General features: G+C 54.5%; 13 protein-coding genes. 8 read left to right on the forward strand and 5 right to left on the reverse strand.

Going from position 1 to position 15,641, the window contains the following annotated elements; translation table 11 throughout:
• Positions 1-125 precede the first annotated feature (125 nt).
• Positions 126-635, forward strand: coding sequence for a winged helix DNA-binding protein (locus tag M9H61_RS19250; protein ID WP_068519538.1), 510 nt, complete (start codon positions 126-128; stop codon positions 633-635).
• A gap of 13 nt (positions 636-648) precedes the next feature.
• Here the strand turns inward: M9H61_RS19250 and M9H61_RS19255 are convergent, their stop codons facing one another.
• On the reverse strand, positions 649-1,791 hold the full coding sequence (locus M9H61_RS19255; RefSeq protein ID WP_250282379.1) for a hypothetical protein: 1,143 nt from the start codon (positions 1,789-1,791) through the stop codon (positions 649-651).
• 287 nt (positions 1,792-2,078) lie between these two features.
• On the opposite strand from M9H61_RS19255, the gene M9H61_RS19260 reads away from it, so the two are divergent.
• The 6 genes from M9H61_RS19260 to M9H61_RS19285 all read left to right on the forward strand — a co-directional run bounded on the left by M9H61_RS19260 (position 2,079) and on the right by M9H61_RS19285 (position 11,081).
• Positions 2,079-3,053, forward strand: coding sequence for a TRAP transporter substrate-binding protein (locus M9H61_RS19260; RefSeq protein WP_068519539.1), 975 nt, complete (start codon positions 2,079-2,081; stop codon positions 3,051-3,053).
• 133 nt (positions 3,054-3,186) lie between these two features.
• Positions 3,187-3,699, forward strand: coding sequence for a TRAP transporter small permease (locus M9H61_RS19265; RefSeq protein WP_068519540.1), 513 nt, complete (start codon positions 3,187-3,189; stop codon positions 3,697-3,699).
• Between the two features lie 9 nt (positions 3,700-3,708).
• Entirely contained in the window at positions 3,709-5,010 is a 1,302-nt protein-coding gene (locus M9H61_RS19270; protein WP_068519541.1) for a TRAP transporter large permease, read from the forward strand.
• A 68-nt stretch (positions 5,011-5,078) separates the two neighbouring features.
• Positions 5,079-8,720 (forward strand): hydantoinase B/oxoprolinase family protein, encoded by a 3,642-nt coding sequence (locus M9H61_RS19275; protein WP_250282395.1) that lies wholly within the window; start codon positions 5,079-5,081, stop codon positions 8,718-8,720.
• Between the two features lie 306 nt (positions 8,721-9,026).
• Positions 9,027-10,703 (forward strand): FMN-binding glutamate synthase family protein, encoded by a 1,677-nt coding sequence (locus tag M9H61_RS19280; protein ID WP_250282397.1) that lies wholly within the window; start codon positions 9,027-9,029, stop codon positions 10,701-10,703.
• 24 nt (positions 10,704-10,727) lie between these two features.
• Positions 10,728-11,081, forward strand: coding sequence for a VOC family protein (locus M9H61_RS19285; protein WP_250282398.1), 354 nt, complete (start codon positions 10,728-10,730; stop codon positions 11,079-11,081).
• 33 nt (positions 11,082-11,114) lie between these two features.
• Here M9H61_RS19285 and M9H61_RS19290 read toward each other — a convergent pair whose 3' ends face one another.
• The 4 genes from M9H61_RS19290 to M9H61_RS19305 all read right to left on the reverse strand — a co-directional run bounded on the left by M9H61_RS19290 (position 11,115) and on the right by M9H61_RS19305 (position 14,703).
• The gene (locus M9H61_RS19290; RefSeq protein ID WP_250282401.1) at positions 11,115-11,372 is read right to left on the reverse strand and encodes a YjhX family toxin; all 258 of its coding nucleotides are present in this window, start codon (positions 11,370-11,372) and stop codon (positions 11,115-11,117) included.
• Between the two features lie 222 nt (positions 11,373-11,594).
• Positions 11,595-12,071 carry a GNAT family N-acetyltransferase gene (locus tag M9H61_RS19295; protein WP_250282404.1) on the reverse strand — a complete coding sequence of 159 codons (477 nt, stop codon included), beginning with the start codon at positions 12,069-12,071 and terminating at the stop codon, positions 11,595-11,597.
• 146 nt (positions 12,072-12,217) lie between these two features.
• A complete protein-coding gene (locus M9H61_RS19300; protein ID WP_250282407.1) occupies positions 12,218-13,219 on the reverse strand; it encodes a sensor domain-containing diguanylate cyclase in 1,002 nt (333 codons plus the stop codon).
• Positions 13,220-13,290: 71 nt separating this feature from the next.
• Positions 13,291-14,703: a branched-chain amino acid ABC transporter permease gene (locus M9H61_RS19305; protein ID WP_250282409.1), complete on the reverse strand. Its 1,413-nt coding sequence runs from the start codon at positions 14,701-14,703 to the stop codon at positions 13,291-13,293.
• A gap of 209 nt (positions 14,704-14,912) precedes the next feature.
• Between M9H61_RS19305 and M9H61_RS19310 the strand changes: the two genes are divergently transcribed.
• Entirely contained in the window at positions 14,913-15,620 is a 708-nt protein-coding gene (locus tag M9H61_RS19310) for a TIGR00266 family protein (protein ID WP_101245915.1), read from the forward strand.
• Positions 15,621-15,641: the final 21 nt, after the last annotated feature.

A 15,641-nucleotide genomic window follows, 5' to 3' on the forward strand; every position in this document is an offset into this window, starting at 1 on the left:
CGATAACAAACAGCAGCCGGGTCTTTACCCGGCTGCTTTTATTGCGATAAAATCCCGACAAACTTGTGGCGTTTTACAGAAATAGACCGCAATAACAGTATAGGTACGAAAGCAGGAAATGTCGGATGGCTGATAAACCACGTATTGTTTCATCGTCGCATCTTGTATCGGAACGCGCCGCAGAACTCTCGGAGCTTGAATTCGCGCTGATCCTTTCAGGCAACGCATTCAACCGCTGGATGGTTCGATGCATGCGCGCGGCCGGGATGCCGGATGTATCGGTTCTCGACATTCTTGTTCTGCATAATGTCAATTCGCGCGAACGCGAAAAAAGCCTTTCGGAAGTGTGCTTTGTGCTGAATGTCGAAGACAGCCATCTTGTGAATTACTCGCTTAAAAAGCTTCGCAAGCTAGGCCTTGTCGAAGGTGTGAAGCGCGGCAAGGAAGTCCATTACGGTACGACCGCCGACGGGCGCGCCATGTGCGAAAAATACCGCGAAGTCCGCGAAGCCTGTCTTGTCGAAACGTTCCAGCGCCTTGGTGTGAATAGCCAGGAAGTCGGCGATGTTGCCAAGACGCTCCGCGCCATTTCCGGCGTTTACGATCAGGCATCGCGCGCGGCAAGTGCGATGTAGCCGAATCGTCTAATCAAAAAACAGTATTTATCCACGCGATTGCGGCGTCAAATACCCTATCTACGTAAGGCTTCAGGCGTACGGCAATGTGTCGACTTAGTTCGTCCATTAAAGACATTGTCATGTTTGTAGCAACAGTTGCGGTGGAGATAACTATGATAGGTTTCCATTTGAGTCGTACGGACTTCAGGTCGTTAATTGCTTTTGAGATTACGTCGTTGTTTGGCGCCGTTAGTGACTCTGTAATGATCGCATGAGAGGCAGACTCTAGCGTGTCAATGTCATCAATTATTTCTGGTGGTGAGTTGTGCCAGCGTGGCGGGGCTGTTTCAGGTTGCAGATATTCTTGCCGTATCTGTGCAATTTCACGTTTCAAGTTCTCGATTTCTTGATGCAAGGTATTGTGGGCTTGTTCGGTTTCTGTCGGTTGAATTTGCGCCTTTTTAGACTGTTGCATTGATGCGAAGTCACTGAGTGTCACTACTCTGTTATGCGCCGGGACCCACTCATGGCTTTCGTTGTTCAGGGCGTCCAAGGTTTCATCAATAATTTCGTCGAGAACCCAGCCTTCGAATACAGATTTGATAATTTCATCAGCTTCGTATGGGCCTCCGTTTATATACAGATACGCTCCCTTTTTCCCACTGGGCAGAATGTTTTGAGTGGGGTCTTGGAAATTCTGATGAAACCAACTTGATAGTGACTTAACACCACTCTTTTTTGGCAGCATTGCCCAAGATAAAGAGGGAAGAGTACAGCCTTTTACCCCGGTTTGTTGGAAGGCGGCGACACGGGATCTTAGCTCGTTCCAGCTAATACCAAACACACTTTGTTCATTAATTATGATTGGTTTTGAGGTGCCGGAATGAATAAAAGATTCGTATTCAGAAATTATTAAGTCACCAATCAGGCTTCTATTTTTTTGCAGTAGGTCATTAGCTGCTATTCCTGAAGAAATTTCTTTGCCTGCAATGGCATTTAGGAAGCTGTTAGTTAGAAGTACCCAGAGTGTGAATTCTGTTCCTTCTTGAGACAAGTCTGGCAAAGGTTCGTCAATCGACGCCAGTTCGACCAGTTCGTCGTCCCAAATTACGGCGTCGACATTTAATCCATCTTCGGTGCTAAACCCCCTACCTCTAAGACTTTCAATAAGCAATATAAAGCACCTCGGGTTCTTCTGCAGCTGGCAGTATTATTGGTGTCTTAACAGTCAAAGGATACCAATTTTATGAGTTGGGCTCAATTTATAGTCGCGCTGAGTGTGGGGTATGCTCAATAGCTGAGCAAAATTATCCAAAAAGTTTGAGGCAGATGTTGAAAACACATAGCTGTTATGAAAATACATTGACAATTTGTCAGTAAAATGTGATCAAGATGTCGGGTGATTAATTTGGAGTCTCTGCTATCCTGACTCCACGCCTCAACACACAGGGAGACTTATCAATGCTGAAAAAAGCACTTTCGACGGTTGCTGTTGCTGCCATCACCATGTCGGCCGGTTTGGCGGCTGCGGCAGAAAAATGGGATATGGCAACGCCGTACCCGGACGCGACCTTCCACACCCAGAATATTATCGAATTTGCCAAGGACGTGAATGACGCGTCGGGTGGTGAACTGACCATCACCGTTCATTCCGGTGGTTCGCTTTTCAAACATGCAGACATCAAGCGTTCGGTTCAGCGCGGTCTGGTTCCGATCGGCGAAACCCTGATTTCGCTGCTGGCCAACGAAAACCCGATCTACACCGTTGATGCGATCCCGTTCCTTGCAACGTCCTATGACGATGCGAAAAAGCTTTGGGAAGTCTCGCGCGCCGGTATCGAAGCCGCACTGGAAAAAGACGGCCTTAAAGTTCTCTATGCTGTTCCGTGGCCGGCACAGGGTCTTTATACCGCAAACCCGGTGAACAAGGTCGAAGACCTCGAAGGTGTTAAATTCCGCGCTTACAACTCGACCACTTCGCAGCTTGCCGATCTGACCGGCATGGTTGCCACCCAGGTTGAAGTTCCGGAAATCCCGACTGCATTTGCAACCGGCATTGTTGAAGCAATGATCACCTCGCCGTCGACCGGTGCCAACTCCAAGGCATGGGACTTCGTTTCGAACTTCTATGACGTTCAGGCATGGCTTCCGAAAAACATGGTCGTCGTGAATGCAAAGTCGTTCGACCGTCTGCCGGCTGAAACCCAGAAAGCCGTTCTTGACGCTGCTGCCAAAGCCGAGACCCGCGGTTGGGAAATGAGCATGGCCGAAGCTGACGAGAAGAAAAAAGTTCTGGCTGACAACGGCATGAACGTTGCTGCGCCGAGCGATGAACTGAAGGCCGGTCTGGCCAAAGCCGGTGAAACCATGGTTTCCGAGTGGCTTGAAAAAACCGGCGATGAAGGTGCTGCCATCATCGACGCCTTCAAGAACTAAGGTTCTTTCGTCTTTCGGGATCGGGCAGACGTCGTCCTCTGTCCGGTCCCGGACAAACCCCACAATTTGATGTTACTGTTCTTAGGGAACAATCAATCAGCTTCGCGACATCGCGGGCGGAAAGGGGACTGCTGTGCGCAGATCACTAAATTACTTATTCAAGTTCAGTGCCGGGCTGGCCGCAGTTTTTATGGTCGCGATCGCACTTCTTATTCTGGCGCAATCGCTTGGCCGTCTGGTTGGAATTGCGGTACATGACGCAAACGAGCTGGCCGGTTTCTGTTTGGCGGCGGGAACGTTCCTGGCACTTGGTCCGGCACTGCGCGCCGGGACCCATATCCGGGTCATGATCATATTGTCCCACCTTCAGGGCGGGCTGCGCCGCGTGATCGAAAGCATCACGCTTCTGGCGGCAACTTTCCTTGGCGGATATTTCGCCTGGTGGATGGCGGTTCTTGCCGAAGAAAGCTTTTCCTATGGCGATACGTCGCCCGGAGTTCTTGCCTTTCCGCTTTGGATCCCACAGGCCGCAATGGCCTTTGGCCTGATCGTCTTTACCATCGGCATGATCGAAGCACTGGTTGATACCGTTGCCGGTCGTCAGGCTGCCTTCGCTGCTGGCGAAGCAAACGAATTGAACGAATAGGGGACGGTCGTGGAAGTACTTGAAATTGGCCTGATCCTGATGGGGTTGTTGTTCCTGTTCCTTGGGGCAGGATTGTGGGTTGCCCTGTCACTGTTTGCCATCGGCGTTTTCGCACTTGATTTCTTTACCAGTGCCCAGACCGGTCCGATCATCGCAACGACTGCCTGGTCAAGCCTGGCGACATGGTCGCTGGCCCCGCTGCCGCTGTTTATCTGGATGGGGGAAATCCTGTTCCGGTCGCGCCTGTCAGAAGACATGTTTACCGGTCTTGCCCCCTGGCTCAATAAACTCCCGGGTCGTCTGTTGCATGTGAATGTACTGGGCTGTGGCATCTTTGCTGCGGTGTCGGGATCGTCTGCGGCGACCGCGGCGACCATCGGGCGCATGTCGATCCCGGAATTGCGCAAGCAGGGCTATGCCGACAAGCTGATCCTTGGCACGCTGGCCGGGTCGGGGACGCTTGGCCTTTTGATCCCGCCGTCGATCATTCTGATTGTCTATGGCGTGTCTGCCGAACTGTCGATTGCGCGTCTGTTCATTGCCGGTGTTTTGCCCGGTGTCATGCTGATCATTCTGTTCATGAGCTTCGTTGGCATCTGGGCCACGGTGAACAAGGACAAAATGCCCCCGGCAGAACCAAGCATTCCGTTTGGCGAAAAAGTCCGCGCTTCAGGTCGCCTGATCCCGGTTATTGCCCTGATTTCGGCTGTGATCGGTTCGATCTATGGCGGTGTTGCCACCCCGACCGAAGCCGCGGCATTCGGAGTTGTCGGAGCGCTGATCCTGTCGCGACTAAGCGGTTCCTTGACCAAGGAAAGCCTGATTGACGGGATCATGGGAGCGACCCGCACATCCTGCATGATCTGCTTTATCCTGGCAGGGGCGGCTGTTCTGACCGTGGCCATGGGCTTTACCGGGATCCCGCGTGAACTTGCGGCCTGGATTGCGCAGATGGATCTGTCGCCCTATGCGCTTTTGGCGGCACTCACCGTGTTCTTCATTGTTCTTGGTTGCTTCCTTGACGGGATTTCGGTGGTGGTTCTGACCACCTCGGTCATCCTGCCGATGGTTCAGGCCGCCGGGATCGATTTGTTGTGGTTTGGTATCTATGTGGTGCTGGTGGTCGAAATGTCGCAGATCACCCCGCCCGTGGGTTTCAACCTGTTCGTTTTGCAAGGCCTGACAGGCAAGAACCTGTTTGCCATTGCGCTGGCTGCTTTGCCGTTCTTCTTCCTGCTGTTGCTTGCTGTTTTGCTGATTACCGTATTCCCGGAAATCGCAACATGGCTGCCCCAGCAAATGAATGGCTGACCGGCCTTTTGAAGATCTGATCGTTCGCACAGAATTTTATGACTACAGATGCCCAAGGAGTAAGCATCATGGCTTCTCACGACCAAAATTCCCCCGCTTCGCAGACATCGGGACAGCCGAAATGGCAGTTCTGGATCGATCGCGGCGGTACCTTTACCGACATCGTGGCGCGTAAGCCGGACGGATCGCTTGTCACTCACAAGCTGCTTTCGGAAAACCCGGAACGTTATCGCGATGCCGCCATTCAGGGCATTCGTGAACTTCTCGAAGTTCCGGCAGGCGAAAAAATCCCGGCCGAGAAAATCGAAGCCGTCAAGATGGGCACCACGGTTGCGACCAACGCCCTTCTTGAACGTAAAGGCGACCGCACGGTTCTGGTCACCACCAAGGGCTTCCGCGATGCGCTGCGCCTTGCCTATCAGAACCGCCCGCGTCTGTTTGATCGCAATATCAAACTGCCCGAAACCCTTTATGAAAGTGTGATCGAGGCCGATGGTCGTTTCGACGCCCAGGGGACGGAACTGACCCCGCTTGATCGCGACAATCTGCGCAAGGACCTTCAGGCGGCGTTTGATTCCGGCATTCGTGCCTGTGCCATCGTCTTCATGCATGGGTATCGTTACACCGCCCATGAAAATGCGGCGGCTGAAATCGCCCGTGAAGTCGGCTTTACCCAGGTTTCGGTCAGTCACGAAGTCAGCCCGCTGATGAAGCTGGTATCGCGTGGCGACACCACGGTTGTTGATGCTTATCTGTCGCCGATCCTGCGTCGTTATGTCGATCAGGTGGCGTCCGAACTGGGCGGCGTGAAACTGATGTTCATGCAGTCCAACGGTGGTCTGACCGATGCCGCCAAATTCCAGGGCAAGGACGCAATCCTGTCTGGTCCGGCGGGTGGCGTTGTCGGCATGGTTCGTACGGCTGAAATGGATGGCTTCAAACAGGTCATCGGTTTCGACATGGGCGGCACGTCGACCGACGTTTCGCATTATGACGGCGAATATGAACGCGATTTCGAAACCCAGGTTGCCGGTGTGCGCATGCGTGCGCCGATGATGAAAATCCACACGGTTGCGGCCGGTGGCGGTTCGATCCTGCATTTCGATGGTGCACGTTTCCGCGTTGGCCCCGACAGTGCCGGTGCAAACCCGGGCCCGGCGGCCTATCGCCGTGGCGGTCCGCTTGCGGTGACCGATATCAACGTCATGCTGGGCAAGGTTCAGCCGGACTTCTTCCCCAATGTCTTTGGCCCCGAAGGCAACGAGCCGCTTGATGCCGATGCGGTCCGCAGCGGTTTCGAAGCCATGGCTGCCAAGATCAAGGAAAGCACCGGTCAGGTCAGAACGCCCGAAGAAGTCGCCGAAGGCTTCCTGCGTATTGCCGTTGAAAACATGGCAAACGCGATCAAACAGATTTCGGTTCAGCGCGGCTATGACGTAACCGACTATATCCTGCAATGCTTTGGCGGTGCCGGTGGGCAGCATGCCTGCCAGGTGGCTGACACCCTTGGTATGACTAAGGTCTTTGTCCATCCGTTCGCCGGTGTTCTGTCGGCTTATGGTATGGGTCTTGCCGATATTCGTGCGATGCGCGAACAGGCGGTCGAGGCGAAGCTTGCCTCTGATGCGCTTTCCGGTCTGGATGAACAGCTTGATGCCTTGGCCGCTGATGCCCGTGCCGAACTGCATGAACAGGGTATTGGTGATGCCAAGATCACCATGCTGAAAAAGCTGCATCTGCGCTATGACGGCACCGACACCCCGCTGATCGTTGATTTCGGTGATGTCGATAGCATCAAGGCCCAGTTCGAAGAACAGCACAAGCAGCGCTATGGCTTTGTCATGGACGAGAAACCGCTGGTCGTCGAAGCTGTCGCGGTTGAGGCCATCGGCGAAACCCATAGCCTTCCGGATGCCGAAGCCGAAGCAACCAACGACAATGTGGCGATCACAGCCCTTGCGACCCGTCCGGTGGTGTTTGATGGTAAAACCGAAGATACCCCGTTCTACAAACGTGAAGACCTGAAACCGGGTGCGACCGTGCGCGGCCCGGCCGTGATTGTGGAACCGGTTGGCACCACCGTGATTGATCCGGGCTGGGAAGCCAAGGTCAATGGCCGTGACCATCTGGTTCTGACCCGTGTGGTTGCCATGAAACGGTCTGAAGCCATCGGCACCCAGGCCGATCCGGTGATGCTGGAAGTCTTCAACAACCTTTTCATGAATATTGCCGAACAGATGGGCGTTACCCTTGCCAACACCTCCTATTCGGTGAATATCAAGGAACGTCTCGACTTCTCGTGCGCCCTGTTTGATCAGGAAGGCCAACTGATCGCCAACGCACCGCATATGCCGGTCCATCTTGGATCGATGGGTGAGTCGGTTCAGGCGGTTATGCGCAACAATGTCGGCACCATGAAGCCGGGCGATGTCTATATGCTGAACGACCCGTATAACGGCGGGACGCATTTGCCTGACATCACCCTGATCACACCGGTCTTTGGCGATGATGGCAAGGACATCCTGTTCTATGTCGCATCGCGTGGTCACCATGCCGATGTCGGCGGGATTACGCCGGGGTCGATGGCGCCGAATTCACGCATTCTCGAAGAAGAAGGCGTTCTGATCGACAACTTCAAATTGGTTGATCAGGGCAAATTTGACGAAGCCGGCCTGACCGCACTTCTCGAAGGGGCAAAATACCCGGCCCGTAACCCGTATCAGAACATCGCCGATCTGCGCGCACAGATCGCCGCCAACGAAAAAGGCGTACAGGAACTGCGCAAGATGGTCGATCACTTTGGCCTTGATGTTGTTCATGCCTATATGGGCCATGTTCAGGACAATGCCGAAGAAAGCGTTCGTCGCGTGATTGATGTTCTCAAGGATGGCGAGTTCTCCTATGAAATGGACAATGGTGCGGTCGTTAAGGCCAAGGTCACCATCCATAAGGAAACCCGTTCGGCGACGGTTGATTTCACAGGCACGTCCGATCAGCTTGATAACAACTTCAACGCCCCGTCGGCTGTGACCCGTGCAGCGGTTCTTTATGTCTTCAGAACGCTTGTTGATGATGACATTCCGCTCAATGCCGGGTGCCTGAAGCCGGTCAATCTGATCGTGCCCGAAGGATCGATGCTCAATCCGCGTTATCCGGCCGCCGTTGTTGCCGGTAACGTTGAAACGTCCCAGCATGTCACCGATACCCTTTATGCCGCCCTTGGCGTCATGTCGGGTGCGCAAGGGACCATGAACAACTTCACCTGGGGCAATGATACGCATCAGTATTATGAAACCATCTGTGGCGGTTCGGGTGCCGGTCCTGATTTTGACGGCACCAGCGGTGTTCACACCCATATGACCAACTCGCGCCTGACCGATCCGGAAGTCCTTGAATGGCGTTTCCCGGTCATGCTCGAAAGCTTTGAAATCCGCAAAGGGTCGGGTGGTAACGGCAAATTCAAGGGCGGCGATGGCACGACCCGTCGTGTCCGCTTCCTCGAAGACATGACCGCATCGATCCTGTCCAACCACCGTCGCGTGCCAAACCAGGCCGTTGCCGGTGGCGAACCGGGCAAACTTGGTCGCAACGCCATCGAGCGTGTTGATGGTACCGTGATCGAGCTGAAAGGCACCGACGGGGCAGAAATGCATCCGGGTGATGTCTTCATCATCGAAACCCCGGGCGGTGGTGGTTACGGCAAGGCCTAAGGGTTCTTGCCAACCCCATCTTCCGGTTTGACCAGAAACACCGGTTTTCCCCCAAACCTTCGGTGTTTCTGGTCCGGGGTTTTAACCCCGGCCTCCCTGTTGAACTTCCTGCCGCCCCTGAGTTTCCTCACGGGCGGCTTTTTCTTGATGTTGGCAATATCGTCCCTACATGCATGAGGGGACACTTCATTAAAAATCAACGACATTGCCATAGGCTTCACTCAAGGATCGGGTTGCCAAAGCTTGCCCGCACAGGCTGCAATCGCGATCCATCAGGTCGACCTGAACAGACAGGATGAGAGCACCGTGAAATTCTTTATTTTGAACCAGCGCTATTTCGTCATTACAGGCGTTGCGCTTCTGACCGTCATTTCCGTGGTTTGTGCCGGCGTGATTGATAGCTGGTTCTGGGTGCCGGCGGTGGTGTTCGGTCTGTTGCTTCTGGTCGGCATTCATGATCTTCATCAGACCAAGCATTCCATCCTGCGCAACTATCCGATCAGTGCGCATATCCGCTTCATCCTTGAAAGTTTCCGTCCTGAAATCCGCCAGTATCTTCTGGAAAGCGATCAGGACGAAATCCCGTTCAGCCGTCAGGCCCGCGGCCTTGTCTATCAGCGCGCCAAGGGTGTCGAAGACAAACGCCCGTTTGGCACGATCGAGGATGTCTATAAATCGGGTTATTCCTGGATCACGCATTCGGTGGCGCCAAAACACATCACCGATACCAATTTCCGGGTCCGGGTTGGTGGGCCACATTGCAAGCAACCCTATGATTGCAGCCTTTATAACATCTCGGCCATGAGCTTTGGCGCGCTGTCGGGCAATGCGATCCTGGCGCTGAACAAGGGGGCGAAAAAGGGCGGCTTTGCCCATGATACCGGCGAAGGCAGCATTTCGCGCTATCACCGCGAAGGCGGTGGCGATCTGATTTATCAGGTGGCGTCGGGCTATTTCGGGGCACGCAATGAAGACGGCACATTTTCCGAGGAAAAATTCGCCGAAACTGCCGCCGACCCGCAAGTCAAAATGATCGAGCTCAAGCTTAGCCAAGGGGCAAAGCCCGGTCATGGCGGCATGTTGCCCGCCGCCAAAATCACCAAGGAAATTGCCGATGCCCGTGGCATTCCGATGGGACAGGATTGTGTATCGCCTTCGGCACACAGTGCCTTTTCAACGCCGATCGGCCTGATGGAATTCATCGGTCGCTTGCGTGATCTTTCCGGCGGTAAGCCGGTCGGGTTCAAGCTTTGCATTGGCCATCGTCGCGAATTTATGTCGATCATCAAGGCCATGCTTGAAACCGGGATCACACCCGACTTCATCGTGGTCGATGGCAAGGAAGGCGGAACCGGTGCCGCCCCGGTTGAATTTGCCAACCGTGTCGGCATGCCGATGCAGGAAGGTCTTACTTTCGTTCACAATGCACTGCGCGGGGCGGGGCTGCGTGATCAGATCAAGATCGGGGCCGCGGGCAAGATCATCTCGGCCTTTGATATTGCACGAACCCTGGCACTTGGGGCGGACTGGTGCAATGCCGCGCGCGGTTTCATGTTTGCCCTTGGCTGTATTCAGGCCCAAAGCTGCCACACCAACTGCTGCCCGGTTGGTATCGCGACACAGGATAAAATCCGTCAACGCGCTTTGGAACCGGGTGATAAAAGTGAACGCGTCGCACGGTTCCATAAAAATACCATGCATGCGCTGGCCGAAATCACCGGTGCAGCTGGCCTGACCGATCCGCGCAATTTCATGCCCTATCACTTCATGGTCCGCCAGAAGGACAATGAATTCATTGATGGCAACGAAGCCTATCCGTACCTGCCCGAAGGTTTCCTTCTGGCAGATAAAGAGATCGAGGAGCTTCATGAATGGCATTCGCGCTGGGGTCGCGCATCGGCCGATACCTTCGCGCCCAAGGAAATCCCGTTTGGTCCCTATAAGCGCGCCAAGGCAATTGCCGGCGAAAAGGCCGCGCAATAGACGATATCAGGAGCCGCTTGCACCATGGCTGTTAAACGTATCGTTGCAAATTTTGCGGTGGATGACATCGCCAAGGCTGTCGTGTTTTACGAGGACATCCTTGGCCTTGATACCGTGATGGATCATGGCTGGATCAGGACCTTTGCCGTGGCGGGGCAAACCATGACAACCCAGGTCAATTTCGCCACCGAAGGCGGATCGGGAACCCCGGTGCCCGACATGTCGATCGAGGTCGATAACCTCGACGAAATCCTTGGCAAAATGACCGATGCCGGGATTGCCATCGAATATGGCCCGGCGGATGAACCATGGGGTGTCAGGCGGTTTTACGTCCGCGACCCGTTTGGCAAACTGATCAATATCGTCATGCATACATGAACAAAGCCCGGCCAATTTGGCCGGGCTTTGTTGTTAGCGTTGAAACAGTTCGGCACGAACCGCAACCAATCCTTCACGGGTGATGCGATAAGGCGCACCGGCGCGGGATCGGATGAAGCGGCGTTTGCGCAGTTTCTTGAACACCTCGATCGTGCAGGCGGTCAGAAACCAGCCGTCACGGGTAATGCAGTCTGCTTCGAGGATGCGATTGTGGTCGTCCTTGATCACCTTGATCAGGCCACCTTGCGCAAGTGCATGCAGCACGCGCTGTTCATTCTTTGAAATATTCACTGTCAGAGTCCGAAAACCAGTTGGGAAAACGGTTTCCGATCGGGGCGGGCACAACAATACCGGCCACGCGCGCCCGTTTCATTGGCGGGCAGGCGGTCCGATCTGCTGATCAGCGGTCTGGAAGGTCAGGCTGTCAAACCGCGATCAGCGGCTGTGCCGGGACTCTGACATAAAAGCTCCGAATAAGGTTCGCCGCCAAATTGCCAATCTGGCGGCGTTTCGTCAAGCGGCGCGCTGCATTTCCACGGTCGGGACTTCGCGGTCCGGCACCGGGCCGGTCACGAGGAAGCCGAACTTGCGGTAAAACGCCTTGGCGCGTTCATTATGGGCAACGACCTTAAGGCGGACATTGCTGCGTGCACCCTTTTCCGACAGGGCATCAAGGGCCGCCATCATCAATGCCTTGCCGGCACCGCTGCCATGTGATGCCGGATCAACCATGATCCAGTCGATTTCCGGGCTGTTGTGGATGGCGATGACATAGCCCAGAAGAATGTCGTCTTTGGTCGCGACATAGACAGTGTGGTTACCACTGCCAAGGGCATTTTCAAAAACACTGGTCGACTGTTCGACATAGCGGGCAACCAGATTGGTTGCGGCATCGCCCATGCCTTCGATGAAATAGGTTGAGTCCGTCGCGCGCTTGGTCAGGTCGCGAATGAAAGGAAGATCGTCGGCAGTGCCTTTGCGGATCTGCATTTTGTAAGCTCGTGTGCGTTATTCTATTTTTCGGGTTTGCAACCCGTCACGCAGTCTGAGCCAAAATCCATACCATGTGGTTAATGGATCACGCTTGTTGCAATGATTTTTTAACCGACCTGAAACCGGTGAAAACGCCAAAGTCCCTATTTCTGGCGGTTTTTCTTGTCGCGATACATTTCAAGATCGGCAACCGCCATCATTTCTTCGAAATTTTGGTTAATTGGTTCAAAGAAAACAGATGCCCCCGAACTGATTTCGGGTGTCTCGCGGATCGGTGCTTTGGCGTTGGGGATGTTGAGTTTGATATTCGCAAGCGCGTTGCGCACACGGGTGATGATGGTCGTAAGATCCCCCCGGTTCCGGACATAGCCAAGCACGGCAAATTCGTCACCGCCGACGCGACCGCAAATATCAACCTCGCGGATGCTGTCAGTGATGGCCTTGCCAACCGCACGAAGGGCGGCATCCCCGGCGGCGTGGCCATAATCGTCGTTCCAGTGCTTCATATTGTCGAGATCAAAGAAAATGACCCCGATATGATGATGATAGCGTTTGGCGATGCGGATTTTCTGATGGGCAAGCATTTCAAATCCGGCGCGGTTATTCAGCCCGGTCAGCGGATCTGTCATCGACATTTCGCGCATGACTTCGAACTGTTCATACAGGCGCAAGTCGGCCTCGATCAGATCGCGGAAAACATCAAGCAGTGTCTGAAGGGAGTCCTCGTAGCTGGTTGGCTGGCGATCAAACACGCACAGAGTGCCAAAAACCTCACCATTCGGCCACAGAAGCGGCGTACCGAAATAGGAGACATAACCGTCATCAGTCAGTTCGGGATTGTCGGTCCATTCCGATTTTCCGCGGGCGTCGGGTTCATAAAAGGGTGTCTTTTCCTGAATGACGCGTCGGCAGTAAATGTTGGAATCAAGTGGTTCCGCCTTGCCGGAAATGTCGCGATGCGGGTTTTCCGCATTCTGGCTGGTTACAGCCGCCCGGTATCCTCGGTCCTTGTTATATTCGACAACATAACCGGATGTCGCACCAAGAAGCCGTGTCATCACATCGACAACGCGTTGCCATTTCGCAAGCGAGGCCTGTATGGCCTCATCCTGCGAGATCCATTCAAGTTTGTGGTGGGTCGCCATTCTAACCGCCTTCGTGTCTTTCTGCCTGATCATTGAAACCGATAAGCGGTTCTGTCCCGGGCCTTTGATTTTTATATTTGTCCCGCGCGCGGCGAGAACAAGCTGTCTTTTCCATCATTTACGCCCAAAAGCCCGCCGGGCCGCAGGACCAGAATGGCGGCCAGCAACCCGAATACCGCGACATCGCGATAGGCGCCGCCGAAATATCCGGACCAGTATGCCTCTGTCAGGCCGATGACAAATCCGCCCAACCAGGCCCCGCGCATCTGCCCGATGCCACCAAGAATGGCCGCGACCAGTGCCTTGAACCCGAAAAGTGTACCGGAATGAAAGTTAATCACGCCATAACGCAACGCCATTACAGCACCGGTAATGCCGCATAAAAATCCAGCCAGAACAAATGATTGCTGTTCGATGCGTTGCAACGATATGCCGCACAGACCAGCAGCAATGCGATCCTGGCTGATTGCGCGCCATTGGCGTCCGAACCGGGTATTTGCCATCATCCAGATCAGGACGCCACCAACCGCAACGGCCATGCCGATTGACAGGACGTCAAATCCAAGCATGCGCACAACGAACTGATCGCTGCGCAGGACCGGAAACGAATATTGCCACAGCGGCGGCAGATTGAAATTACGAGCCGATATGACAAGCCGGACAAACTCTTGAATGAACAAAACACATCCAAGCGATGCCACAATCACGGCCCGGCCACCCGCGGCCTTGCGTCCGAGCGGCCCAAAGACATTGCGCCAAGTCAGATGGCTAAGTCCGGAACCGACAAAGACCGCCATCGCGGTTGCCCCGATCACGATCAGAAAAAGGTTCCATCCGGCAAGCGATGACAACAGCAAACCGCCAATCACCGTTGACAGGGCCGCCGTCATGACGATTTCGCCAAAGGCCAGATTGATCCGTCCGATCAACCCGTAAATCAGCGTGAAAGACAGCGCGAGCAATCCGTAAATCGCCCCGCGAGACAGGCCATTGATACCAAGTTGCAGCCCATAGGCCAGATCGAGGGAAACTTCCGGCACATCGGGCGTCAGGCCGTGCTGATCAGGGTTTTCATACCGATCAAGCGCCTGCCTGCCGACACGATCAAGCCAGAACCGGTTCAGGATCGAAAGATGGGTCGGGGAAACCGGTCCGAACCGGCTGGTTTCGATCCCGATCAGGGTGCCGGGACTGTTGGGTTTGTCTGCATGTGAAAACAGACAGGTCATCTGATGGACCGGCAGGGACGATATGGCCGATGGTGATGGGCCCTGGGCTGGAGCCGTTTGGGCATTGTCCGGTATGATCTGATAGTGCAGGGTGATGCGCGTCTGATCGGTGATTTTGTCAAATCGGGTCAGAAGCCGGATTTTGGGTGCTTCGTCTTCAATACCGGGAAGGGCAATGCGGCAGATGTTGAATTGCCAGGGATCATCGGGCTGACAAGCGCCAAGGCCGATCGCCAGAAATGGCATCAGCAGCATAAAACGCCAGCATCTGAAAGCCCGGAACCGATGATACACGCAATTCCCCGGCAGAGTTGGTGATGGCATATCCTGCTTGATTTTCAGGTTTTTACAAGAACGCGATGCCATCTCTTGCCGGATTGTTGCCCCTTTTTCTTGCGATCAGGATCAACAGGTTCCAGACTTGCGCCAAACAGATTGATGATTTCATAAAAGGAGACGCCCGCATGGCAGACGTGATCGACTATACGATCCATGGCGAAGAAATGCAGTTGGTCGAAATCGAACTGGATCCGGGCGAAGGTGTCCGGGCCGAAGCCGGTGCCATGATGTATATGGGCGATGGCATTGCCATGCAGACCGGGACGGGCGGGGGCCTGTTTTCCGGGTTCAAGCGCATGCTGACCGGTGAAGGTTTCTTTATCACAAGCTTTGTCCATGAAGGATCGGGCAAGGGGCATGTTGCCTTTGCTGCCCCCTATCCGGGCAAGGTGGTGGCACTTGATCTGGCGGAACTTGGTGGTGAAATCATCTGTCAGAAGGATGCGTTCCTGTGTGCTGCGGCCGGGATCGATATTGATATCGCCTTTTCCAAAAAGATCGGTGCGGGCCTGTTTGGCGGTGAAGGTTTCATCCTTCAGCGCCTCAGCGGTGATGGCATGGCCTTCATGCATGCCGGGGGCACGATCATCCGCAAGGATTTGCAAGCAGGTCAGACATTGCGCGTAGATACCGGGGCGCTGGTCGCAATGACGCCATCCATTGATTATTCGATCAAATTTGTTGGCGGTTTTACCAATGCACTGTTTGGCGGCGAGGGATTGTTTGTCACGACCCTTGAAGGCCCGGGTACGGTCTGGCTGCAAAGTTTGCCATTCTCGCGCCTGGCAGACCGCATTGCGGCGGCCCTGCCGCAGGATCGCAACAAGGGCTAAGACGGGCTTGCCGGCATCAAG

The organism is Thalassospira sp. GO-4 (assembly GCF_023588965.1).
GTDB classification, from domain to species: Bacteria; Pseudomonadota; Alphaproteobacteria; order Rhodospirillales; family Thalassospiraceae; genus Thalassospira; species Thalassospira povalilytica.